The organism is Arthrobacter sp. 7Tela_A1, assembly GCF_049311065.1.
Taxonomy (GTDB): domain Bacteria; phylum Actinomycetota; class Actinomycetes; order Actinomycetales; family Micrococcaceae; genus Arthrobacter_B.
On record NZ_JAXIOO010000004.1, the window covers coordinates 129,144 to 148,897 of the forward strand.

General features: G+C 66.3%; 17 protein-coding genes. 11 read left to right on the forward strand and 6 right to left on the reverse strand.

The genetic code is table 11. From position 1 onward, the window contains the following. Positions 1-1,215 (reverse strand): alcohol dehydrogenase catalytic domain-containing protein, encoded by a 1,215-nt coding sequence (locus TVB01_RS03070; RefSeq protein WP_422454019.1) that lies wholly within the window; start codon positions 1,213-1,215, stop codon positions 1-3. Positions 1,216-1,407: 192 nt separating this feature from the next. Here TVB01_RS03070 and TVB01_RS03075 point away from each other — a divergent pair, with 192 nt between their 5' ends. From TVB01_RS03075 to TVB01_RS03095, 5 genes are all read left to right on the forward strand, one after another. Next, on the forward strand, positions 1,408-2,658 hold the full coding sequence (locus TVB01_RS03075; protein ID WP_422454021.1) for a cytochrome P450: 1,251 nt from the start codon (positions 1,408-1,410) through the stop codon (positions 2,656-2,658). Between the two features lie 4 nt (positions 2,659-2,662). Next, complete coding sequence (locus TVB01_RS03080) at positions 2,663-3,406, forward strand: YqjF family protein (RefSeq protein WP_422454022.1); 744 nt, start codon at positions 2,663-2,665, stop codon at positions 3,404-3,406. 113 nt (positions 3,407-3,519) lie between these two features. Next, the gene (locus TVB01_RS03085) at positions 3,520-4,524 is read left to right on the forward strand and encodes a helix-turn-helix domain-containing protein (RefSeq protein ID WP_422454023.1); all 1,005 of its coding nucleotides are present in this window, start codon (positions 3,520-3,522) and stop codon (positions 4,522-4,524) included. A gap of 117 nt (positions 4,525-4,641) precedes the next feature. Further along, on the forward strand, positions 4,642-6,066 hold the full coding sequence (locus tag TVB01_RS03090) for an aldehyde dehydrogenase family protein (RefSeq protein ID WP_422454025.1): 1,425 nt from the start codon (positions 4,642-4,644) through the stop codon (positions 6,064-6,066). Between the two features lie 36 nt (positions 6,067-6,102). Further along, positions 6,103-7,620, forward strand: coding sequence for a GMC family oxidoreductase (locus TVB01_RS03095; protein ID WP_422454027.1), 1,518 nt, complete (start codon positions 6,103-6,105; stop codon positions 7,618-7,620). Positions 7,621-7,716: 96 nt separating this feature from the next. Here TVB01_RS03095 and TVB01_RS03100 read toward each other — a convergent pair whose 3' ends face one another. The 5 genes from TVB01_RS03100 to TVB01_RS03120 all read right to left on the reverse strand — a co-directional run bounded on the left by TVB01_RS03100 (position 7,717) and on the right by TVB01_RS03120 (position 12,711). Further along, entirely contained in the window at positions 7,717-8,328 is a 612-nt protein-coding gene (locus TVB01_RS03100) for a TetR/AcrR family transcriptional regulator (RefSeq protein WP_387011807.1), read from the reverse strand. A gap of 70 nt (positions 8,329-8,398) precedes the next feature. Continuing rightward, the gene (locus tag TVB01_RS03105; protein WP_422454028.1) at positions 8,399-9,586 is read right to left on the reverse strand and encodes an NAD(P)/FAD-dependent oxidoreductase; all 1,188 of its coding nucleotides are present in this window, start codon (positions 9,584-9,586) and stop codon (positions 8,399-8,401) included. Next, complete coding sequence (locus tag TVB01_RS03110) at positions 9,583-9,780, reverse strand: ferredoxin (RefSeq protein WP_325786234.1); 198 nt, start codon at positions 9,778-9,780, stop codon at positions 9,583-9,585. The genes TVB01_RS03105 and TVB01_RS03110 overlap by 4 nt, the downstream gene beginning before the upstream one ends. Then, the gene (locus tag TVB01_RS03115; RefSeq protein ID WP_422454030.1) at positions 9,777-10,943 is read right to left on the reverse strand and encodes a cytochrome P450; all 1,167 of its coding nucleotides are present in this window, start codon (positions 10,941-10,943) and stop codon (positions 9,777-9,779) included. Before TVB01_RS03115 ends, TVB01_RS03110 begins: the two co-directional genes overlap by 4 nt. 49 nt (positions 10,944-10,992) lie before the next feature. Beyond that, a complete protein-coding gene (locus TVB01_RS03120) occupies positions 10,993-12,711 on the reverse strand; it encodes an MFS transporter (protein WP_325786236.1) in 1,719 nt (572 codons plus the stop codon). Between the two features lie 243 nt (positions 12,712-12,954). Between TVB01_RS03120 and TVB01_RS03125 the strand changes: the two genes are divergently transcribed. Genes TVB01_RS03125 through TVB01_RS03150 form a run of 6 tightly spaced genes read left to right on the forward strand, consistent with a single transcriptional unit; the run spans position 12,955 to position 19,737 of the window. Next, positions 12,955-13,953, forward strand: a complete 999-nt coding sequence (locus TVB01_RS03125) for a phosphotriesterase (protein WP_422454031.1) — start codon at positions 12,955-12,957, stop codon at positions 13,951-13,953. A gap of 41 nt (positions 13,954-13,994) precedes the next feature. Next, positions 13,995-14,948 (forward strand): phosphotriesterase family protein, encoded by a 954-nt coding sequence (locus tag TVB01_RS03130; RefSeq protein ID WP_325786238.1) that lies wholly within the window; start codon positions 13,995-13,997, stop codon positions 14,946-14,948. A gap of 59 nt (positions 14,949-15,007) precedes the next feature. Continuing rightward, a complete protein-coding gene (locus TVB01_RS03135) occupies positions 15,008-16,129 on the forward strand; it encodes an FAD-dependent oxidoreductase (protein ID WP_422454032.1) in 1,122 nt (373 codons plus the stop codon). 11 nt (positions 16,130-16,140) lie between these two features. Beyond that, entirely contained in the window at positions 16,141-17,073 is a 933-nt protein-coding gene (locus TVB01_RS03140) for an alpha/beta hydrolase (protein WP_422454033.1), read from the forward strand. After that, entirely contained in the window at positions 17,070-17,993 is a 924-nt protein-coding gene (locus tag TVB01_RS03145; RefSeq protein WP_422454034.1) for an MBL fold metallo-hydrolase, read from the forward strand. Before TVB01_RS03140 ends, TVB01_RS03145 begins: the two co-directional genes overlap by 4 nt. Positions 17,994-18,018: 25 nt before the next feature. Further along, the gene (locus TVB01_RS03150; protein WP_422454035.1) at positions 18,019-19,737 is read left to right on the forward strand and encodes a CocE/NonD family hydrolase; all 1,719 of its coding nucleotides are present in this window, start codon (positions 18,019-18,021) and stop codon (positions 19,735-19,737) included. Positions 19,738-19,754 lie beyond the last annotated feature (17 nt).

Here is a 19,754-nt window from a genome sequence, read left to right on the forward strand (position 1 = left end):
CTAGGCGTTCACAGCCAGCACTGTCTTGAGCCAGCCCTCCTCGCGGCGGTCAAAGTTCAGGTAGGCGTCCACGACGTCGGTCAGCGGCTCCTGCTGGGTAATGAACGGAGCCGGATCAAACACACCGGTGGCCACCAGATCGATCAGCGGCGGCGTGACGGAGCGGTGGTCGCAGTTGCCCATCCGGACGGTGAGGTTCTTGTTCATGGCCTGGCCGATCGGATACGAGGACAGGTTCGGCGGGTAGACGCCAATGATGCCCACCCGGCCGTACTTGGCAGCCGCCTGCACCGCCCACTGGGAGGCCTGCGACGGCGCATTGCCGGGCACCCAGTTCTCGCCCTGAACATTGGTCTCTGGTGCTACCTGGTCGACCTCCGCGGCGAACTCCTCCGCCTGGGCGGCAGACTCCGCGGCGGCGGGGCCGGATGCCGGACGCTGGGCGTCCACACCGACAGCATCGATGACGGCGTCCACCCCGACTCCCTGCGTTGCGTCCAGCAGTGCCTGGACCGGGTCCTCCCGGTTGAAGTTGATGACTTCGGCGTTCTGGTCAAGGGCCTGTACCAGTCGGCTGTCGACGCCGTCGATCGCCCAGACCCGTCCGGCGCCCTGGCGGAAGGCCGAAGTGACGGCCAGCTGGCCTACGATTCCGGCACCGAACACCGCCACGGTGTCGCCGCGGCGGATTCCCGCCAACTCGGCGCCGAACCAGGCGGTGGGGAAAATGTCAGAGAGCAGGATCGCCGCGTCGAAGGACACATTGTCCGGCAGTGGGATCAGGGTGTTGGAGGCCCAGGGGATCCGCGCATATTCGGCCTGCAACCCGTCTACCGGGCCGGTGGATTCCGGTCCGCCGAAGAAGCAGGTGCCGGCCGCCGGCCCGTTGGGGTTTGCGACGTCGCACTGTGCGGTCTGGCCCATTCGGCAGTACCGGCACATCCCGCAGGACATGGTCGAGGAGACAATGACACGGTCACCCGGCGCGAACCGCCGGACGTCGGCGCCGATTTCAGTGACCACGCCTACCGCCTCGTGGCCGAGGATGGTGCCCGGCTGCATGCCGCTCATGGTGCCTCGGATGAAGTGCAGGTCGGTCCCGCAGATCCCGCTGCGCTCGATGCGCACAATGGCATCCTGGGAGTGCGTGATTTCGGGGTCAGGAACCGAGTCGAGCCGAATATCGCCTTCGCCGTGCCAGACAACCGCTTTCATGGGTGCCTCCTTCACAGTCCGTGTCTCAGTCTGAATGGAACGAGCCTAGACGAATAGTAAGCTTGCTGACAATTTTCGCGGGTGCGGGTCCGGGGGATGGTTTGGACCCTCGAATGGCGGGCAGAGGATCAGTAGACTGATCGTTTTCGGCCTGTCGGCGTACCGCCCGTGTCCCGCCAGTGAAGGAGACCGATGCCTAACAAGCGGCCCGCTTTCGAGAGTTCCCTCGCCTTCCTGCGCGAGGGGTACACGTTTATTTCCGCCCGGTGTGATGCCCTGGGCGCCGACCTGTTCCCCACACGCATTGCCGGCCGCCCGGTCGTCTGCGTACGCGGCGGCGATGCAGCGCGCATGTTCTACGAGGGAGACCGGTTCACCCGGCAGGGTGCCCTGCCGCCCACGGTGGTCCACCTCCTGCAGGATAAAGGAAGCGTGCAGACGCTCGACGGCGCAGCGCACCACCACCGCAAGGCCCTGTTTACGTCGATGATGTCGCCCGGCTCCGTGGCGTGGCTGACCAGCATTTTTGAGAGGCACTGGAAGAAGCGGTTCGACGGGACGGAAGACCAGGCGGTCCACCTCCACTCGCAGGCGCGGCTGGTCCTCACAGCGGCGGCTTGCGAATGGGCTACCGGGCAGGAACTCTCCGAACCGCAGCTGCGGCAGCGGGCCGCGGAATTCGGTCTGATGGTGGACAAGGCCGGCACGTTTGGTCCCTCCAACTGGTGGGCACAGCTGAGGCGGCGCAGCACTGAACGGTGGGCCCGCGGCATCATTGCGGAGATCCGGAGTGGAGGGCGTCCTGCTGCTGAAGAAACCCCGGCAGCCCTGATCGCCCGGCACCGCAGCGCGGACGGAACCCTGCTGCCACTGCCTGCCGCCGGCGTCGAACTCCTGAATGTCATCCGGCCCATAGTGGCCGTGGACCGGTTCATCACGTTCGCCGGAGCCGCACTGATTGAGCACCCGCACTGGCGCAGGCGGTTCGCCGCAGGGGAATCCCTTGAAGACCTTGAACCCTTCGCCCAGGAAGTTCGGCGCTACTATCCCTTCTTCCCCGCCGTCGGAGGAGTAGCCCGGAAGGAATTCACCTGGCGGGAACACAGCTTCCGGCCCGGCACCTGGGTCCTTCTGGACCTCTACGGAACCAATCACGATCCCTCCGCGTGGACAGACCCGGAGGCTTTCCAGCCTGAACGCTTCCGATCCTGGGAAAGCGATCCCAACACCTTGGTGCCGCAGGGCGGAGGGCACGTGGAAACCGGGCACCGCTGCCCAGGGGAGGGGATCACCCTTGCGCTGGTCAAGGCGGCGGTTCTCCTCCTGGCTGCCTCGGGCCGAAGCGTACCGTCGCAGGACCTCACGGTTCCCCTCACCCGGATGCCGAGCCTGCCCCGCAGCGGGATCCTGCTGGGGCCCTCCCGGGGCAAAGCGGCGGTGTGAGGCCATGCCGCGGCCAGCCGGTAGCCGCCCCGGCCCTGATCCCTGGCCTTCCGGGCCGGGAGTTCCTGGTCCGGAATTCATCACGCAGCGCTGGTCTGATGCCGTATTCCTGCACTGGCGGATTCAGGCTTCGACGGCCGCGCGGTATCTGCCGGCCGGTGTTGAGCCGGATGTTTTCCTCGGTTCAGCGTGGGTGGGCCTCATCGGTTTTCGCCTGCACCGGACCCGCCTCGCCGGGAGGATCCCGGTGCCGTGGCTGGGGTCCTTTACTGAAATCAACGTCCGGCTTTACACCCGCGGACGAGACAGCAGTACCGGGGTGCTGTTCGTAACCCTGGACGCATCGCGGCTGCCGGCCGTTCTGGCTGCCCGTGCCGCGGGGATCCCCTACATCTGGTCCCGTTGCCGTCCGGTGAAAAGCGGGGGCACGTACGGCTACGAGGTGCGGCGCTTCGGGAAACAGGCAGCTTCCAGGTTCAGGGTCCGCCCGGACTTCGAGGCCGCTGCCATGGATGCCCTCTCCCTGGAAGTCACGGCCCGCTTCGGCGCGCACGCGGCCATCCTGGGACGCACGCTCTATGTGCCGAACACCCATCAGCAGTGGCCGCTTTACCGGGCTGAGCTGCAGGAATTCGATACGGAACTCCTGGCCGCTGCCGGGTTCGCCGTCTCCGGTCCGCCTGAATCGGTCCTCTTTTCCCCGGGAGTCCAAACGGCCTTCGGGCGGCCGTGGCAGGTCCCCGGCTAGGGCCGGCGCTGTGGCACCGCGCGTGGGGTGCCCAGGCCACAAGTGGGCGCGTGGACGGGCTGGTGATAAGTTCGGCTTGAATGTGACCCTATTCACCGCTGTCAGGGGGAGCTATGGGCAAAGCAGCCGCGGGGCCTTCTACAACAAGTGTCCGGGAAACCACCCCGGTCCGGCCGGTACCCGCACCGGACATCGCGCATGCCTGCACGTTCCCGCAGTGGAAAAAGCTCGTTTCAGAGTCCTTTGTGCCGCTCGAAGCCACGCCGGTGAAGCCAGGAGGGCAGACGTTCTCCGGACGCCTGGCCGGCCGCCGGCTGCGCGAGCTGGCCATAGTCCAGGTCGATGCCATGCCGCACCGGGTTGAGCGTACGCCAGAACTCATCAACGGGGCCGACGGCGGGTTCTACAAGCTGAGCCTGCAGCTCTCCGGCACCGGAATCCTGGTCCAGGACGGACGCGAGGCCGTTCTCGAAGCCGGAGATCTGGCCATTTATGACACGGCTGCGCCCTACACGCTGACCTTCCATGAGCAGTTCACCACTCTGGTGCTCATGTTCCCCAAACAGCTCTTGGGGCTGGCGCCGGAGGACATGGCCCAGATGACCGCCGTACGCTTGGGCCGCGGGCACCGGCTGGGCCGCGCCGTCGTTCCCTTCCTCACCCAGATAGGGCGGATGCTGCCGGAGCTGGACGGTCCCATCGGGCACCGGCTGGCCATGAATACTGTGGATTTGCTCTCCACCCTGCTGGCGGATGAGGCGCACGCCCTCCCGGATCCGGAATCCGGTGGCCAGGAGCGGCTGCTGCGCCGGGTGCAGCACTTCATCGACGGCCAGCTTGCCAATCCGGACCTCTCCCCGGGCTACATCGCGGCCGCACACTTTATGTCGGTCCGCAGCCTGCACAAGCTCTTCGAGGACTCCGGCACCACCGCTGCTGCGTGGATCCGCGCACGCCGCCTGGACGGGGCGCGCCGGGACCTCGCGGATCCCCTGCAGGCAGACGTTCCGGTGGGGGCGATCGGTGCCCGGTGGGGACTGCCGGACCCCGCGCATTTCAGCCGGGTCTTCCGTGCCGCCTACGGGCAGTCGCCGTCGGCGTACCGCTCCGGCCGCTGAGTTCTTTTCATCCGTGCGCGGGAAGACAACTGCCGCACGCGCAAAGCCAAGCAGAACAAGAGTGATCTGGCGCACAGTGGGATCAGCGATCCGTCCCGCCGTTGCAAAGGAGCAATCATGCACACCACCGAATCCCTCACCAGCTATCAGGACCTCCTGGCCGCGATACCGGCAGCCCCGGAAACACGCGAGATCCTAGACCCGGCAACCGGTGAAGTGGTCGCGGCCGCTCCCGTCCACACGCTTGCAGACCTTGAGGCTGCCGTTGCCTCCGCACGCCTGGCCCAGCCGGAATGGGCCGCCCTCGGCCACGCTGAGCGCTCCGCATACCTGCTCAAGGCCGCCGACGCCGTCGAGGCTGCTGCTGAGGCGCTCGCCGAACTCCTCTCGCGTGAACAGGGAAAGCCGCTGAACGGCCCCAACGCCCGCTTCGAAGTGGGCGCCTGCGCCGCCTGGCTGCGCGCCACGGCGTCGTTCGAACTCGAACCCGAGGTGCTGGTGGATGACGAGGGAGGCCGGGCCGAACTGCACTACCGTCCGCTGGGCGTGGTGGGTGCGATCGGCCCCTGGAACTGGCCCATGATGATCAGCGTCTGGCAGCTGGCCCCGGCGCTGCGGATGGGCAACACCGTGGTGATGAAACCCTCCGAATACACCCCGCTTTCCGTCCTGGCACTGGCTGCAGTCCTCAACCAGGCGCTGCCCGCAGGCGTGCTGCACGTGGTCTCCGGCGGCCGGGAGGTGGGCGAAGCCCTGGCCGGCCACCCGGACATCAACAAGGTCATGTTCACCGGTTCCACCGCCACCGGCAAGGCAATCATCCGTTCCTCCGCAGACACGGTAAAGCGCCTGACCCTCGAGCTCGGCGGCAACGACGCCGGCATTGTGCTGCCCGACGCGGACCCCGCCGCGATCGCCGAAGACCTGTTCTGGGGTGCCTTCATCAACACAGGCCAGACCTGCGCCGCACTCAAGCGCCTCTACGTTCACGAAGACATTTACGACGCCGTCGTTGACGCCCTGGCCGGCGTCGCAAACGCTATGCCGATGGGCGTGGGGCTGGATGAAAACAACGTCCTGGGCCCGCTGCAGAACAAGGCACAGTTCAAGATCGTCTCGGATCTGGTCCAGGCTGCGAAGGACGCCGGAGCGCGCATTGTCACCGGCGGAAATCCGCAGACGGACCAGCCGGGCTACTTCTACCCCGCAACCCTGGTCGCGGACATCGACAACGCCAACCCGCTGGTGGCGCAGGAACAGTTCGGTCCCGCCCTGCCGGTCATCCGTTACTCCACCGTCGACGAGGCAGTTGAAATGGCCAACGCCCTGGACGTGGGCCTCGGAGCCTCCGTCTGGTCCTCGGACAAAGAAGCCGCCCTCGCCGTCGCTGCCCGGATCGAAGCCGGAACCGTGTGGATCAACAAGCACGGTGCCGTTGACCCCCGGATGCCGTTCGGCGGCGCCAAGCAGTCCGGCTACGGCCTTGAGTTCGGCGTCGAAGGACTCAAGTCCCTCGGTTCGCCGCAGGTCCTCAGCTACTAACCCACCGTCAGAACAATCGAAAGCAACGAAGCTTCCATGGAAACCGAATACCTTGTGATTGGCGCCGGTTCGGCCGGCAACGTCGTCGCCCGCCGCCTGCTCGACGCCGGCAAAAAAGTCACCGTCCTCGAAGCCGGGGACCAGGACACCAACCCGGACATCGCCCACCTGAACACCCTCGGCGCCCTCTGGCACAGTCCGCAGGACTGGAACTACTACACCACAGAGCAGGCTGGCGCCTCGGGCCGGCGCATGCACCTGCCGAGGGGCAAAGTGATGGGCGGATCGCATGCCCTGAACGCGTCTATCTGGGTGCGCGGCGACCGGTGGGACTACGACTCCTGGGCTGAAGCCGGGTGTGAGGGCTGGTCCTGGGAGGATGTCCTTCCCGTGTTCAAGCAGATTGAAAACTACGACGGCGGTGCTTCCGAAACGCGCGGTACCGGCGGCCTGCTGGACGTGGTCCAGGACTTCCCGCGCAACCCCGTCCAGGAAGACATGCTGGCCGGAGCGCAGGAGATCGGCCTGCCGTTGAACCCGGACTACAACTCCGGCAGCGTCGAAGGGGTCTCCCGGATGCAGCTCAACGTCCGGGACGGCAAGCGCTTCAACACCTGGCACGCCTACCTGAAACCGGTCATGGACCACCCGAACCTGACCCTGCTGACCGGCGCGCACGTGCGCCGCCTGCTGGTGGAAGACGGCACGGTCACCGGAGTCGAATTCGAGTACGGCGGCGAACTCCGCACCGTACGGGCAGCGGAGACCATCCTGTGCGCCGGGGCCATCAACTCCGCTGAACTGCTGCTCCGTTCCGGAATTGGACCGGCCGCGGAGCTGGCGGAAGTCGGCGTCGAACCGGTCCTGGACCTGCCCGGAGTGGGCAAGAACCTGCAGGACCATCTGCTGGCCCCGGTGATCTTCTCCACCGGCGCCCGTGAGGTGCCGGACGGCGAGCTGGCCCCGGCGGAAGTGCACTTTTTCGCCAAGAGCCGGCCGGAACTGCCGGTTCCGGATACCCAGCCCATCTTCTTCTCCGTGCCCATGTACTCCCAGGACTACGGCCTGGGGGAAATGACCGGGCCTGCAAACGGCTTCTCCATGCTGGGCGGGCTGGTGCGTCCGGCCAGCCGCGGCGAAATCACGCTGACTGGTCCGTCCCCGGAGGACCCGTTGCGGATCGACCTCGGTGCGCTCAGTGAGCAGGCCGACGTCGACGCGCTGGTGGCGTCGGTCCGTCAATGCCGCGAGATCGGCCGCACCGAGGCGCTGGCCGGCTGGGAGCCCAAGGAACTTCACCCCGGCCCCGGAGTCAGCGACGAAGAGCTGGAGCAGTACGTACGTGATTCCGTGGTGACCTACCACCACCAGGTTGGCACCTGCCGGATGGGTACCGATGACCTTGCCGTCGTTGATCCCGCTGACCTTCGGGTGCGCGGGCTGTCCGGAATCCGAATCGCCGACGCCTCGGTTATGCCGCTTGTGACCACAGGAAACACCAACGCCCCCACGGTGATGATCGCCGAGCGTGCTGCGGGGATGATCCTCGGCTAGCCCTTTCCCCTCCCGCCTCTTCGCCGAGATGACAGAAACTGCCCGTATGAGCGCTCATACGGGCAGTTTCTGCTATCTCGGGGGAGTGGGCGCCAGCTATTCGTCACAGAGCAGGTGGTACCAGCTGTCCGCCAGCACATCAATGGCGTGTTCCCGGTTGGGTTCGAGCTTGCGGCGGGTCCACAGTGTGGCGACGTAGTCCAGCTGTGTGTACGCGAGGGAACCGCGGACGTGGTGAGTTTCTTCAGGGAAGCGTCCGGCCTGCTCCATGCCGCGGACAAGGTCGGAGATGACTTCCTCGTGCCAGGCGTCCAGCATGGCCCGGACTTCGGGATCCACGGCCGCTGCTTCATCCAGGACGTCGAGGTAGGGCCGGAACACCGGCCACAGGGCAGCGCGGGATTCCAGCCAGGCGAGGATCCCGGAGAGTTCCCCGGCCCGCACAACGTCGACCAGTTCGACGGCGGTGGACGGACTGTCCGGCCCGCTGGCCCGGTCCAGGACAGCGTTCACCCGTGCCATGAAGTCGCGCATCAGGTCGGTCCGGGACGGGTAGTACGCGTAGAAGGTCACCCGCGTGGTGCCGGCCGCCCCGGCGATTTCGTCAATCGTGGTCGCGGCGTAACCCTTCGATGTGAAAAGCTCCAGGGCCCGCTCGACGATGGTGTCCCGCGTGAGTTGTTTCTGGGCTTCTCGCAGCGACGACATGGAATAACCCTAACTGAACCAATAGCCGCTGATGAGCCGAAACACCCGCCCGGGACACCCTGCGCGGAATCTAGGCCCGGGCCACGCTCTGCAGGGCTGCCGGGCCGGTATTCGCCAGCCGACGCAGCTTGGGAATCGGAATCCGGTAGTTCACGGCTACAGCCGTTCCGGACCCGTCGGCGTGCTGCCAGTAGAGCAGCTGGGACCCCTCCTGCGCCTCGGTTTCACAGAAGTCCGGCGGCCCGGAGACCGGAGTGGCGCCGATGCTCTTCAGGGACAGCCCGAAACCTTCGGTCCAGAAGTACGGCTGGAACTCGAGCTCCGGCGCGGCATCGCCGTGGAGCAGTCCCAGGGCAGCGGTTTTTGCCTGCTCGATGGCGCTGGTCCACAGCGGGACACGGGATGCGCCTTCTCCAGCGGGGAAGCAGGCGACGTCGCCGGCCGCGACGATCTCCGGGCGGACCCGTCCGCGGGAATCGGTGTGCAGTTCCCCGTCGGTCAGCAGGCCGGAATCGGCCAGCCAGCCGGTGTTGGGCTCATCTCCGACGGCGGAAACCACCAGGTCTGCACCCAGTTCGGTTCCGTCGGCGAGCACTACCTGCGCTCCCGAGCCGGACTCGACCACCCGGGCCCTGCCTCCGTCCACCACTCGCAGGCCCTCCCTCAGGGCAGCCTCCACGAAAAGCTGCGACAGGTGGCCCCCCAGCTGGCGGGACAGCGGCGGACCGTCGGACACGAGCGTCACGTCGCAGCCGGCATGCAGGCAGCCGGAGGCGACTTCCATGCCCAGCGCACCGCCGCCGATCACCACCACGGAGGGCTGCCCGGCAACCCGTTCCTTCAGTGCCAGTGCATCGTCGAAGGTGCGCAGCGTGACTTCCCGCGAACCGCCGTCGGACGTTCCCTCGGGCACCCGCTCGGACAGCCGCCGCGCCCGTGACCCGGAGGCGATGACCAAACCGTCGTAGGGCACGTCAGTGCCGTCTTCCAGCCGCACGAGCTGCGCCTCGACATCCAGGCCTGCCGCGCTGACGCCGAGCAGTTCGGTGGCGCCGTGCGACGGGTCAGGCAGTTCATGTGCGGTGAGCTGGTCGTTTCCGTGCAGCAGCGCCTTGGACAGTGCCGGACGGCTGTAAGGCTGATGGGTTTCGGAGCCCACCACGGTCAGCTCGCCGTCAAACCCTGCCGACCGGAGGGCGTCGCAGGCGGTCAGGCCTGCGATGCCGTTCCCGACGACGACGATTCGCCGCATCGTCATGAGGCCAGCCGGAGGGCCGCGACGGGGCAGACCCGGACGGCGGCCTTCGCCGCGTCAAGGTCGGCGCCGTCCACCTCCGGCACATCGAGGATGAGTTCGCCGTCGTCATCCAGGTGCATCAGCTGCGGTGCGGCTTCCTCACAGAGTCCGTGTCCTTCACAGCGGGGTCGGTCCAGTTCAATGCGTGTGCTCATGCGGGTATCACTTTCAAGACGGGCAGTTCTTCAATGCTTCGGGTCGTGTTGCTGGGCACACGGACTTCCTCGCCCAGCTGGATTTCGGTGATGTGGCGCCCCAGGGCGCCGATGATGGCGTGGCCCTCGAACCGGGCCAGTCCCTGTCCGGCGCAGCCGTGCGGCCCGTAGCCGAAGGACAGGTGGTCCACCGGGTTACGGGTGATGTCAAAGGCATCCGCGTTCTCGTAATGCCGGGGATCGCGGTTGCCTGCGCCGAAGAGGATGCCCAGCTGGGCACCGGCGGGAATGAGGGTTCCGTCGATTTCCACCTCGCGGGTGGTGGTGCGGCCCCAGACATGGATGGGCGGCCAATACCGCAGCACTTCGGCGAACGCGGAGGAGACAAGGTCCGGGTTCTCCCGGAGCAGGGCCAGCTGCTCGGGGTGCCGGCCAAAGAGCGCGACGGCGTTGCCGATCGCAGCGATGGTGGTGTCCACCCCGGCACCGAGGTACTGGTGGATGATGTGCCCGGCCGTTCCCTCGGGAATGTCCCCGCGGGCTTCGGCGTCGAAAATTCCGCGGCCGATCGACCCCGGTGCCAGATCTGCGGCAGTGACGGAGGAGCACCAGCCGTAGAGCTCTCCCGCAATCGGAAAGTTCTCCTGGGTGCGCTGGTTCAGCGGGCCTAGGACCTGCATGGCGGCCTGGCCCCAGCGCAGCATGTTGTCCTTGACCGTTCCGGTGAAGCCAATCAGGTCGGCAACGATTTCCAGCGGGAAGGCCCGCGCCAGCGCGTCAATGGCCTCGAAGCTGCCGCTGGCGGCGAGTTCGGCGACCAGCGTGTCCGCCTTTTCATCGATGACAACCTTCAGTCCGCGCAGCGCACGCGGGGTGAGGTTCTCGGAGAGTACTGCCCGGAGCTGGGTATGTACGGGAGGATCGGAGGCCAGTGAGGTGCCCTGCAGGGCTTCATTCACCATCGGGTTGAAGCCCAGTGTTGTGGAGGAGAAGGTCTCCGGATCGCCGAGCACTTCCCGGATCAGGTCGTAGCGGGTGAGGGCGTACACGTCGTTTTTCGGAAGGTAGACCACACCTGCCTGTTCACGGAGGGCGGCGTAGGTGGGGTACGGATCAACAAGGACGGCGTCGTCCCACAGGTCGATGTTTGATTCGGCAGTCATGGTGGACTCGCTCTCGGATTCTGGGTCGGATCGGTGGAGGTGGAAGGTGTTAGTCGCGGGCGGGAACGGGTGTGGCCACTGATTCGGCCTGGACAGCCGGCGCGGAGGAGGATCGGCCCGGGACGAACAGGGTGAGCAGTGCGGAAACCGTGGCGGTGATGCCTGCGACGAGGTAGACCGTCTGGAAGCCCTGGCCCAGCGCGGAGCCGGCCGCGCCCTGGATGCCGGGCTGGGCGGAGTTCAGTGCTTGGACCATGCCGTCCACCGCAGTTTGGGGCGCGCCGGAGGCCAAAGCCTGCCCGCTAAACCCGGCGATGACGTCCGGCCAGCCGGAGAGGAACGCCAGGGGCGGAATCTGTGCCAGTCCCTCCGCGGCCTCGGCCGGCAGACCTGCCCCGGAAAGGATCCCCGCCAGCGGGGCTGCGAAAAGCGAGGCTCCGACGCTGAAGGCAATGGCCGATCCGACAACCGGACCGAGGGCGAAGCCGAGGTCGCGCAGCAGGTTGGTGGTGGCCGATGCCATGCCGATTTCCTGCGGCTGCACGGTGTTGATGGCAACGGCAGTGACGGAGCCAACGGTCAGCGCGAAGCCGGTGCCCAGGAGCGCCAGCGGCGGGATGAAGGCGGTCCAGGGGGTGCCGCCGTAGGCTTCCGGAGTGCCGAGTGAGAAGGTGGACAGCCAGTAGCCTGCCGCTGCCATCAGCGCAAAGCCCGAGGTCAGCACCCAGCGGGGCGCGACGTGGTGGATGAGCCAGCCCACCACGGGAATAAAGACGAAGGCAGGACCCTGGATGAACACAAACAGGACGCCGACCTTCCAGGTTTCCGTCAGCGCCAGGCCGCCCACGGCAACGGAGGTGCTGAAGCAGACCGCGAGGAAGGCGAACATGCCGATGACGGCCACGATCCCGGTGATCGAGTAGGCCCGGTTCTTGAAGAGTGAAAGGTGGATCAGCGGCTGGCCGGTGCGGGATTCAATAACGATGAACGCGGCGAGGAGCGCGGCGCCGATGACATAACCGGTGATCACGACGGGAGCTCCGAATCCGGAGTCCACGGCGGTGACGGTGGCGAAGAGGGCTGCGATCAGGCCCAGTGCCAGCGTTGCCTGTCCCGGAAGATCGAGCTTGCGGCCCTGCGGTGCGGCGGAATCCTGGGCGCGTACGGCCAGGATCAGCAGGACGACGGCGATGCCGGCGGCCACGAAGTACGCCACGCGCCAGCCGCTGTAGATGTTCGGGTCTCCGGGCTGGGCGCCGGGGATGGTGAAGAGCTGCGACGTGAGACCGGCCAGGACCGGAGAAATGACGGCGCCGAGGGACAGGAAGCCGGCCCACGTGGCGATCACCTTGGAACGGGCCCGGGGGTCCGGGGTGATGGCGGCGATCATCGACAGCGAGATGGGGAAGAGGATGCCGGCCCCGATGCCGCCGATGGCCTGAGCGGCGATCATCACTCCGGTGACGGGAGCCAGCGCGGCCAGGACAGATCCGGCGACGGTGAGGGCTGCGCCTGCAATCAGCAGTTTCTTGCGTCCGAAGAGATCCCCGAGGACGCCCCAGCTGAGCTCAAAGACAACGACGCCGACCATAAACACACCGGCGATCCAGGTCAGTCCTGCCCCGGAGGTGTGGAACTCCGCGGCGAAGGTGCCGTTTAGGGCCCCCGGCAGTGCGTTGGTCATCTGGGCGAGGGTGACGGCGCTGTAGGCGGCAAGGAAGGTCGCCCGAACGGAGCCACCACCCGCCGTCGGCATGTTCTGGCTCATCGCGAAAACTCCTTCGTTTCCTGTAAGGCAGGCGGATGTGTTTGGGTGACCGGCGTCACAGGAGACAGTGTGAGGGGAAGCTTTACACCGTGTCAATAGCTACAACAGTGCATACGCGTCACAAACGTACCGATAAGACTTTGCTTGACAGCGTGTAAAGAAAACTGTGAGGATAACCACACACAACAGTGGGCATGGCGCAGGTCACACCCGCTTCCGCACCAATCTCCAAGGAGACGCCACGTGAGCGACTTCGCCGGCGACGACGCCAGCACCCCCTCCGGCCAGCAGGTCAACACAGTCCTGGGTCCCGTTCCCGCGGCCGAGCTGGGAGTCACAGCCATCCATGAAGCCCTGCTTTCGGTGGTTCCCGGCGCGGAATATGCTCCGGAGATCAGCATGGACCGTGCGGAAATCTTCGCGGTTCTCGCCCGCAAGCTGCGGGACTTCAGCAACGCCGGGGGCGGCACGGTCGTGGACAGCACCGGCATGTTCCACGGACGGGACCTGCCGCTCTACGAGGCGCTGTCCCGGGCCACCGGGGTGCACATTGTGGCCTCGACCGGCATGGGTCCCGAGGAGATGCTGGGCGGATACTTCCTCACCCCGCAGACCAACCCGCCCACCCCGTGGCCCGCGGAGAAGTTCGCGGACCTCTTCTCCAAAGAGGTGAGTGAGGGCATGGTCGTTCCGCGCCTGGAACGCCGGGCAGCTGCCGGGCTGGTTACCACCGCGGCAGACCGTGCCGGGATCACCCCCACTGAGGAGAGCCTCTTCCGGGGTGCTGCCCGCGCTGCCCTGGCCACCGGCGTTCCCGTCTCGCTTCGCTTCGGGACCGACTCGGTCCGCGAACTCGAACTGGTGCTGGATGAAGGACTTCCGGCGGACCGCGTGGTGGTCGGCGGGCTGGACCGCAAAGACTATGCGGGCAGCGCCGTCGAAATTGCCCGCCGTGGAGCCTACGTGGGGATCGACCATGTGGGCCTGAACGACGACGGCGGTTATCTCGACGACGCCGGTCGAGCAGCCCTGGTCCTGGAGCTCGTGGCAGCAGGCTGCGCGGACCGCATCCTGCTCTCCTCCAACGCCATAGGTGCCGCGTTTGGCCAGCCTGACTACGACCTTCCGTACGGCCACGTGCTGACCAGCTTCCTGCCTTTCCTGGGTGCGCAGGGCCTCTCCGAGGCGGATGCCCGGCTTATCACGGCCGAGAACCCGCAGCGGCTTCTTTCCGTCCGCTAAGGACCCTCCCACAGTTTTCAACTAATTTTCGAGGTGTTGGTTTGTCGAAGGTAAACACAGTATTAGGAACGATTCCGGCAGAAGAGCTGGGAATCGTGGCGGTCCACGAGCACATCGGCTACGGCATGCCGGGCAGCGAGCTGGACTCAAAGTGGTGGAAGACGCCGGAGGAACGGTACGCGGAGACGGTGCCGAAGCTGCGGCAGTTCCACGAGTACGGCGGGGGCACCTTCGTGGACGCCACCGGCATCTGCAACGGCCGCGACGTGGACTACTACAAGTCCCTGTCGAAGAAGACCGGCGTGCACATTGTTGCCTGCACCGGATTCGTCGGCGGCGACACCGCCCTGCCGCACTTTGCACGCGCCAGCGTTGAATACCTCGCCAAGGTCTTCGTTCATGAGATCACCGTCGGCATCGGCGACACCGGTGCCAAAGCCGGCGTCATTAAGGTGGGTGTCAGCCGCGGCGGCCGCATGACCGAACTGGACAAGCGCATCTACCGTGCCGCAGCCCGTGCGGCCGTGGCCACCGGCGTCCCCATCCTGACCCACCTGGCCATCGACCCGCAGCCGGCAATCGACATCTTCAACCAGGAAGGGCTGCCGCTGGACCGTGTGCTCTTCGGCCACGCCGATGACGGACTGAACGCCCCCAACACCCCCAGCGAATGGATCATGGGCCAGGGCGGCCGCATCGGCTTCGACACCTTCGGGTATGAGACCGAGCTCCCGGATCCGCCGTTCTGGGCACGCCCGCGCAAGGAACGCCTGGACCACTTTATGGACCTGGTGGAAAAGGGGCACCTTAACCAGCTGCTGGCCTCCGCCGACGCCAACTGCAGCCCGCTGGGCTGGCCCGGCGTCAAGGGCCACACCGTGAACTACATCTTCGAGGACCTGATCCCGGACCTGCGCCGGGCGGGCCTGGACGAAGCGTCCATCAACGCGCTCTTCATCGACAATCCCGCCGATTTCCTCTCCATCCACGGTTAGTCCAGCACCTCCATTCCCGACGGCGCAGTGACGCGCTGCTAAGAGAAAGCGATAACGCCATGAAGATTTCCGAGATCAAAGACCTGAACATTGCCATCGTTGGCGGCGGTTACGGCGGTGCGGCGGCCGCCATCGCCCTGCGGCACATCGGCGCCGAGAACGTCCACGTCTACGAGCAGGCGCCCGCCCTTGGCCAGGTGGGTGCGGGCATTGGCCTGCGTCCCATCACGGTCGAGCACTTCCGCAAATGGGGCATCTTCGAGGAGATCGCCGCGGTCAGCTCACCGAGTGACTACCTGGAGATCCTCAGCGCCGACGGCAAGCAGGTCCTGGTGCAGGAAGTGTGGCCGCAGCTGAACGACTTCGCCCAGCCGAACCACACCCGCATCATCCACCGCGGAGACTTCATCGACGCGCTGCTCGGTGTCCTGCCGCAGGAGATGGTGCACCTGGACCACAAGCTCACCAGCATCGAGGACCAGGGAGCGGCCGCCACCCTCACCTTCGACAACGGCAACACCGTCACGGCGGACCTGGTCATTGGCGCCGACGGCATCCGTTCCCTGGTGCGCAAGCAGCTCTTCTCCGACCAGGAACCGGTTTTCGCCGGCGAGCACGCCTACCGCGCTGTGATTTCACTCGAGGATGCCTTCGGCCTTGGTGCCGACGACGACAATCCCCGGTTCTACATGGGCCAGAACGGCACCATTGCCTACAACCTGCCGCTGCGGCACCGCGGGGAGGTGTCCTACGACATCACCGCGCCGTCGGAAGACGGCTCCTGGGCCCCGGAAATCACCAACGACTACCTGGTCTCCCTGCTGGACGGCTTCGACGAGCGGATCGTCAAGATCGCCGCCAACCTGGACATCAGCACGGTCACCAGCCGCTCGGTCTTCGACATCGACCCGGTCGAGAACTGGCACACGGACAGTGTTGCCCTGCTCGGCGACGCTGCCCACGCCATGCTGCACCACCAGGGCCAGGGCGCCAACTCGGCCATCCTGGATGCCGGCGGGTTAGCCGACGCCCTGCTCGCAGCGGACTCCGTGAAGGAAGCCCTCGCGCTTTATCAGGCCACCCGCAAGCCGGTTACCGATGAACTGCAGCGGCTCTCCCGCCTGGGCTGGAACGCAAACGAGGTCGAGAACGCTTTCCCCGAAGCTGCCCAGGCCAAGTAAGAAAGACAGTTATGCCTATCCACCCTGAAATTGCCAAGATCCTCGCGCACCTGCCGGCTCCGCCGGAGGGTCCGCTGAATCCGGAAGCCATGCGCGCTGGCGAAGCGGAACAGGTACCCGCGCTGGAGGAGCGGCTTCCCGTGCACGCTGTGGAGGACATGATGGCCTCCACAGCTGCCGGGAACGTTCCGGTGCGGATCTACACCCCGGAGGAGGCCGACTCCTACGGGATCCTGGTCTACTTCCACGGCGGAGCGTTCTTCCTCGGCAGCCTGGACACCCACGACCACGTAGCCCGTTCGCTGGCAAAGGAAAGCGGATTCAAGGTCATCTCGGTGGGCTACCGGCTGGCTCCGGAGGCCGCTTTCCCCGCGGGTCTTCAGGACAGCTACGCCGTTCTGCGCTGGGCCGCGGCGCAGGGGGAGAAGCTGAAGTGGGACGGTAAGAACCTCGCCGTCGCAGGCGACAGCTCCGGCGGAACCTTCGCGGCCGCCGTTACGGCCATGGCCAAGGACGACGGGTTCGATGCGATCTCGCACCAGATCCTCTTCTACCCGTCGCTGGACCTGGACTTCGACGAAGACCGCTACGCCTCGCTGCGGGAAAACGCTGTGGGGTACGGGCTGGAAACTGCCGGGTTGAAACCCTTCAACGCGTTCTACCTGGACAGCGGAGCCGACCCCGCAGACCCGCTGGTTTCACCGATCAAGCGCGGGGACCTCAGCGGCCTGCCCAAGGCCCTGGTCATTACCGCGGAGTTTGATCCGCTGCGCGATGAGGGCGAGCTGTACGCCCAGCGCCTGCACAGCGCCGGCGTCGAGACCGTGCTGAGCCGGTACGACGGCGCGAACCATGGGTTCGTAGCCAACTTTTCCTGGATCCCGGAGTTCTACGCGGCTCTGGAGGAAGCGGGCCGGTTCCTTCGCGGGAGGGAATCCAAGTGAGTGCCGCGGTCCATCCGCTGGTCTCGCCGTGGGGCCGGTTCGGGTTGTACAGCTACTTCATCGATGCACCGGAACCTGCCATCGTGGACACCGGCATCGCCTCCTCTCCTGCTGAAGGGCTGCTGCCGGCCCTGCAGCAGCTGGGACGCAGCATTGAGGACGTGCGCTGGATCCTGCTCACGCACGGGCACATCGACCACTTGGGCGGAGCGCAGGCACTGCATGACCTAACCGGCGGCAAGGCCAAAGTGGTGATCCACGAAGCTGACGCACCACTGCTGCGCTCGCGGCAGGCCCACGTCGATGAATACGTCCAGGGCCGCAGCCGGTACCTGAACGCCCCGGACGGGGCACAGCAGCAGGCGCAGACTGCCCAGGCCGTGATTTCCGGCGAGATGGAACCTGCCGTCCTGGTGCGCGGCGGGGAAACCCTGTCCCTGGGCGGGGATGTGCGCGTGAAGGTGCATGCGGTTCCCGGGCACACACCGGGGTCCGTGGCCTACCAGCTGGACGATGCGGTGTTCGCGGGAGACGCGGTGCAGATCCATGGGGCGGCGAACCGGTTCCCCGGCTACACCGATCCGGACGCCTACCGCTCGAGCCTCGCATACCTCCGGGACAAGGTCCGGCCGGAACGCCTGTACCTCGGACACCCGTACCGCGGGGCGGACGGTGAGCCCTACGGCGTCGAACTCGATGCCGCGCAGGCCCGCCGGGCGCTGGACGAGTCCCTAGCCCTCGAGGCGCGGATCCGGGGGAGCGTCACGCGCTGCCTGGAAGCCGGCCTGGCAGCGACGGACTCGGTCTACTCGCCCTTCGAGCCGGTCGCCGCTGAGCTGGGCTACACCTCTGATCCCACACTGGAACCCTCGCCGTTCTTCACCACCCTCGACGGCTACCGCAGCCGGTTCACCCAGTAGATTTCCACAAGGAGCCGCACCACAAATGGCCACTTTCCAGACGATTAATGCCGGCGGGATGCCGATCACGGTCCAGAAGGACCTGCGCGTTCCCATGCGCGACGGCGTCGAACTCGCTGCTGACGCCTATCAGGGGGCAGCGGACAAACCCCGTCCGGCGCTGGTGGCGCTGAGCCCGTACGGCAAGGAACTGCAGGCCATGGCGCTGACCATGCCGCCGCAGCGCCGCCCGAGCCCCATGTGGGACGGATGCATCGAGGCCGGGGACATAGCGCGGATCGTGAAGGAGGACTACGTCCACGTCATTGGTGACCTGCGCGGTTCCGGGGATTCCGGCGGAGAACACATCGGCAACTACAACGCCGGCGGGGTTTCCCTCGGCGAGGACGCCTACGACTTCATTGAATGGGTAGCAGCCCAGCCCTGGTGCGACGGCAACGTGGGCATGGTCGGCATCTCCTACTTCGGCTCCATGCAGGTGCTCGCTGCCGCCGAACGCCCGCCGCATCTGAAGGCCATCTTCGTCTCCGGCGGCCACTACGACTTCTACGAGACCACCTACCACGGCGGCGTGATGTGGTTTATGCCGCGTGCTGCGCGGGAAGGCCGCGGCGGAGACTCCGGCTGGGCATTCACCGACCGGGTGAAGTCCCGGATGGTGGAGAAGTACTCCCCGGAGGAGCTGAAGAAGCTGGTCGCCGAGCGGCTGGCCGATCCCGACGTCGCGGCCTGGCCCAACCTGGTGCATGTGCTGAACTATCCGACGAACCACGAGGCCTGGTTCGACATCGTGATGAACGACGTCGACGGCGAGTGGTACGAGGAGCGCAATCCGATCACGCTTGCCCCGAACATCGACATCCCGGTCTGGCTGCAGCTGGACCAGGGCCGCGGCTGGACGCTGGACGGCACGATTGAGCTGTTCAATGCGCTGAAGGGTCCGAAGAAACTGGACATCGGCCCCTACCCGCCCATGCAGTCCCGGCCCTTCATCGAAGAGCACGACAAGATGTTCCGCTGGTACGACTACTGGATCAAGGGCATCGACAACGGTGTCATGGACGAGCCCGCGGTCAGTGTATTCGTGGAAGGCTCCCGCGAGGTCATCACGGCCGATGCCTGGCCGCCCAAGGAAGTGGAGTACAAGCCGCTGTACCTGCGCACCCGGCGCAAGCTCGGCGTCGAACCTGAACTGATGGGAACGGAATACGCCGCGCCCGACGGCTTCTACCAGGCCCCGCTGACAGTGACGGACAAGGTGGAGATCCTTTCCTGGTCCACGGACGTGTTCGAGTCGCCGACAGAAATGATCGGAACCGGAGCCGCGCACCTGTTCGTGGAGATTGACCAGCCGGACACCAACTTCATTCTCAGGCTCTGGGATGCGGCGCCCAACGGCAAACGGCAGCTGATCACCACCGGTTACCTGAAGGCCTCGCACCGGGAGCTGTACGAAGAACGCACCACCGAGGGCAACCCATACCACCCGCATACCCGTTCCGTGCCGGTGGAACCGGGCAAGGTCGAGGAGTACGTGGTGCGGCTCTACCCGTTCGCGAACACGTTCCTGCCGGGGCACAAACTCGTGGCTGAACTCTCCAACAACGAGCCCCTGGCCGACGAGCACAACGCGCTGCTTCCCCCGGATGCCTTCCACCTGCCGGTGGGCCGGCCGGTGACGCACAAGGTCTACCGCGACGCCGAGCATCCCTCCCGGCTGGTGCTGCCCTTCACGGTGTCCTAGCGTCCCACCCTGCCCAC

Bases quoted from the DNA above. Each gene is read 5' to 3' on its own strand.
- TVB01_RS03090 (WP_422454025.1), top strand. From the start codon at position 4,642: ATGCACACCACCGAATCCCTCACCAGCTATCAGGACCTCCTGGCCGCG.
- TVB01_RS03120 (WP_325786236.1), bottom strand. From the start codon at position 12,711: ATGAGCCAGAACATGCCGACGGCGGGTGGTGGCTCCGTTCGGGCGACC.
- TVB01_RS03140 (WP_422454033.1), top strand. From the start codon at position 16,141: ATGCCTATCCACCCTGAAATTGCCAAGATCCTCGCGCACCTGCCGGCT.
- TVB01_RS03075 (WP_422454021.1), top strand. From the start codon at position 1,408: ATGCCTAACAAGCGGCCCGCTTTCGAGAGTTCCCTCGCCTTCCTGCGC.
- TVB01_RS03110 (WP_325786234.1), bottom strand. From the start codon at position 9,780: ATGAGCACACGCATTGAACTGGACCGACCCCGCTGTGAAGGACACGGA.
- TVB01_RS03135 (WP_422454032.1), top strand. From the start codon at position 15,008: ATGAAGATTTCCGAGATCAAAGACCTGAACATTGCCATCGTTGGCGGC.
- TVB01_RS03085 (WP_422454023.1), top strand. From the start codon at position 3,520: ATGGGCAAAGCAGCCGCGGGGCCTTCTACAACAAGTGTCCGGGAAACC.
- TVB01_RS03080 (WP_422454022.1), top strand. From the start codon at position 2,663: ATGCCGCGGCCAGCCGGTAGCCGCCCCGGCCCTGATCCCTGGCCTTCC.
- TVB01_RS03095 (WP_422454027.1), top strand. From the start codon at position 6,103: ATGGAAACCGAATACCTTGTGATTGGCGCCGGTTCGGCCGGCAACGTC.
- TVB01_RS03150 (WP_422454035.1), top strand. From the start codon at position 18,019: ATGGCCACTTTCCAGACGATTAATGCCGGCGGGATGCCGATCACGGTC.
- TVB01_RS03070 (WP_422454019.1), bottom strand. From the start codon at position 1,215: ATGAAAGCGGTTGTCTGGCACGGCGAAGGCGATATTCGGCTCGACTCG.
- TVB01_RS03100 (WP_387011807.1), bottom strand. From the start codon at position 8,328: ATGTCGTCGCTGCGAGAAGCCCAGAAACAACTCACGCGGGACACCATC.
- TVB01_RS03115 (WP_422454030.1), bottom strand. From the start codon at position 10,943: ATGACTGCCGAATCAAACATCGACCTGTGGGACGACGCCGTCCTTGTT.
- TVB01_RS03105 (WP_422454028.1), bottom strand. From the start codon at position 9,586: ATGACGATGCGGCGAATCGTCGTCGTCGGGAACGGCATCGCAGGCCTG.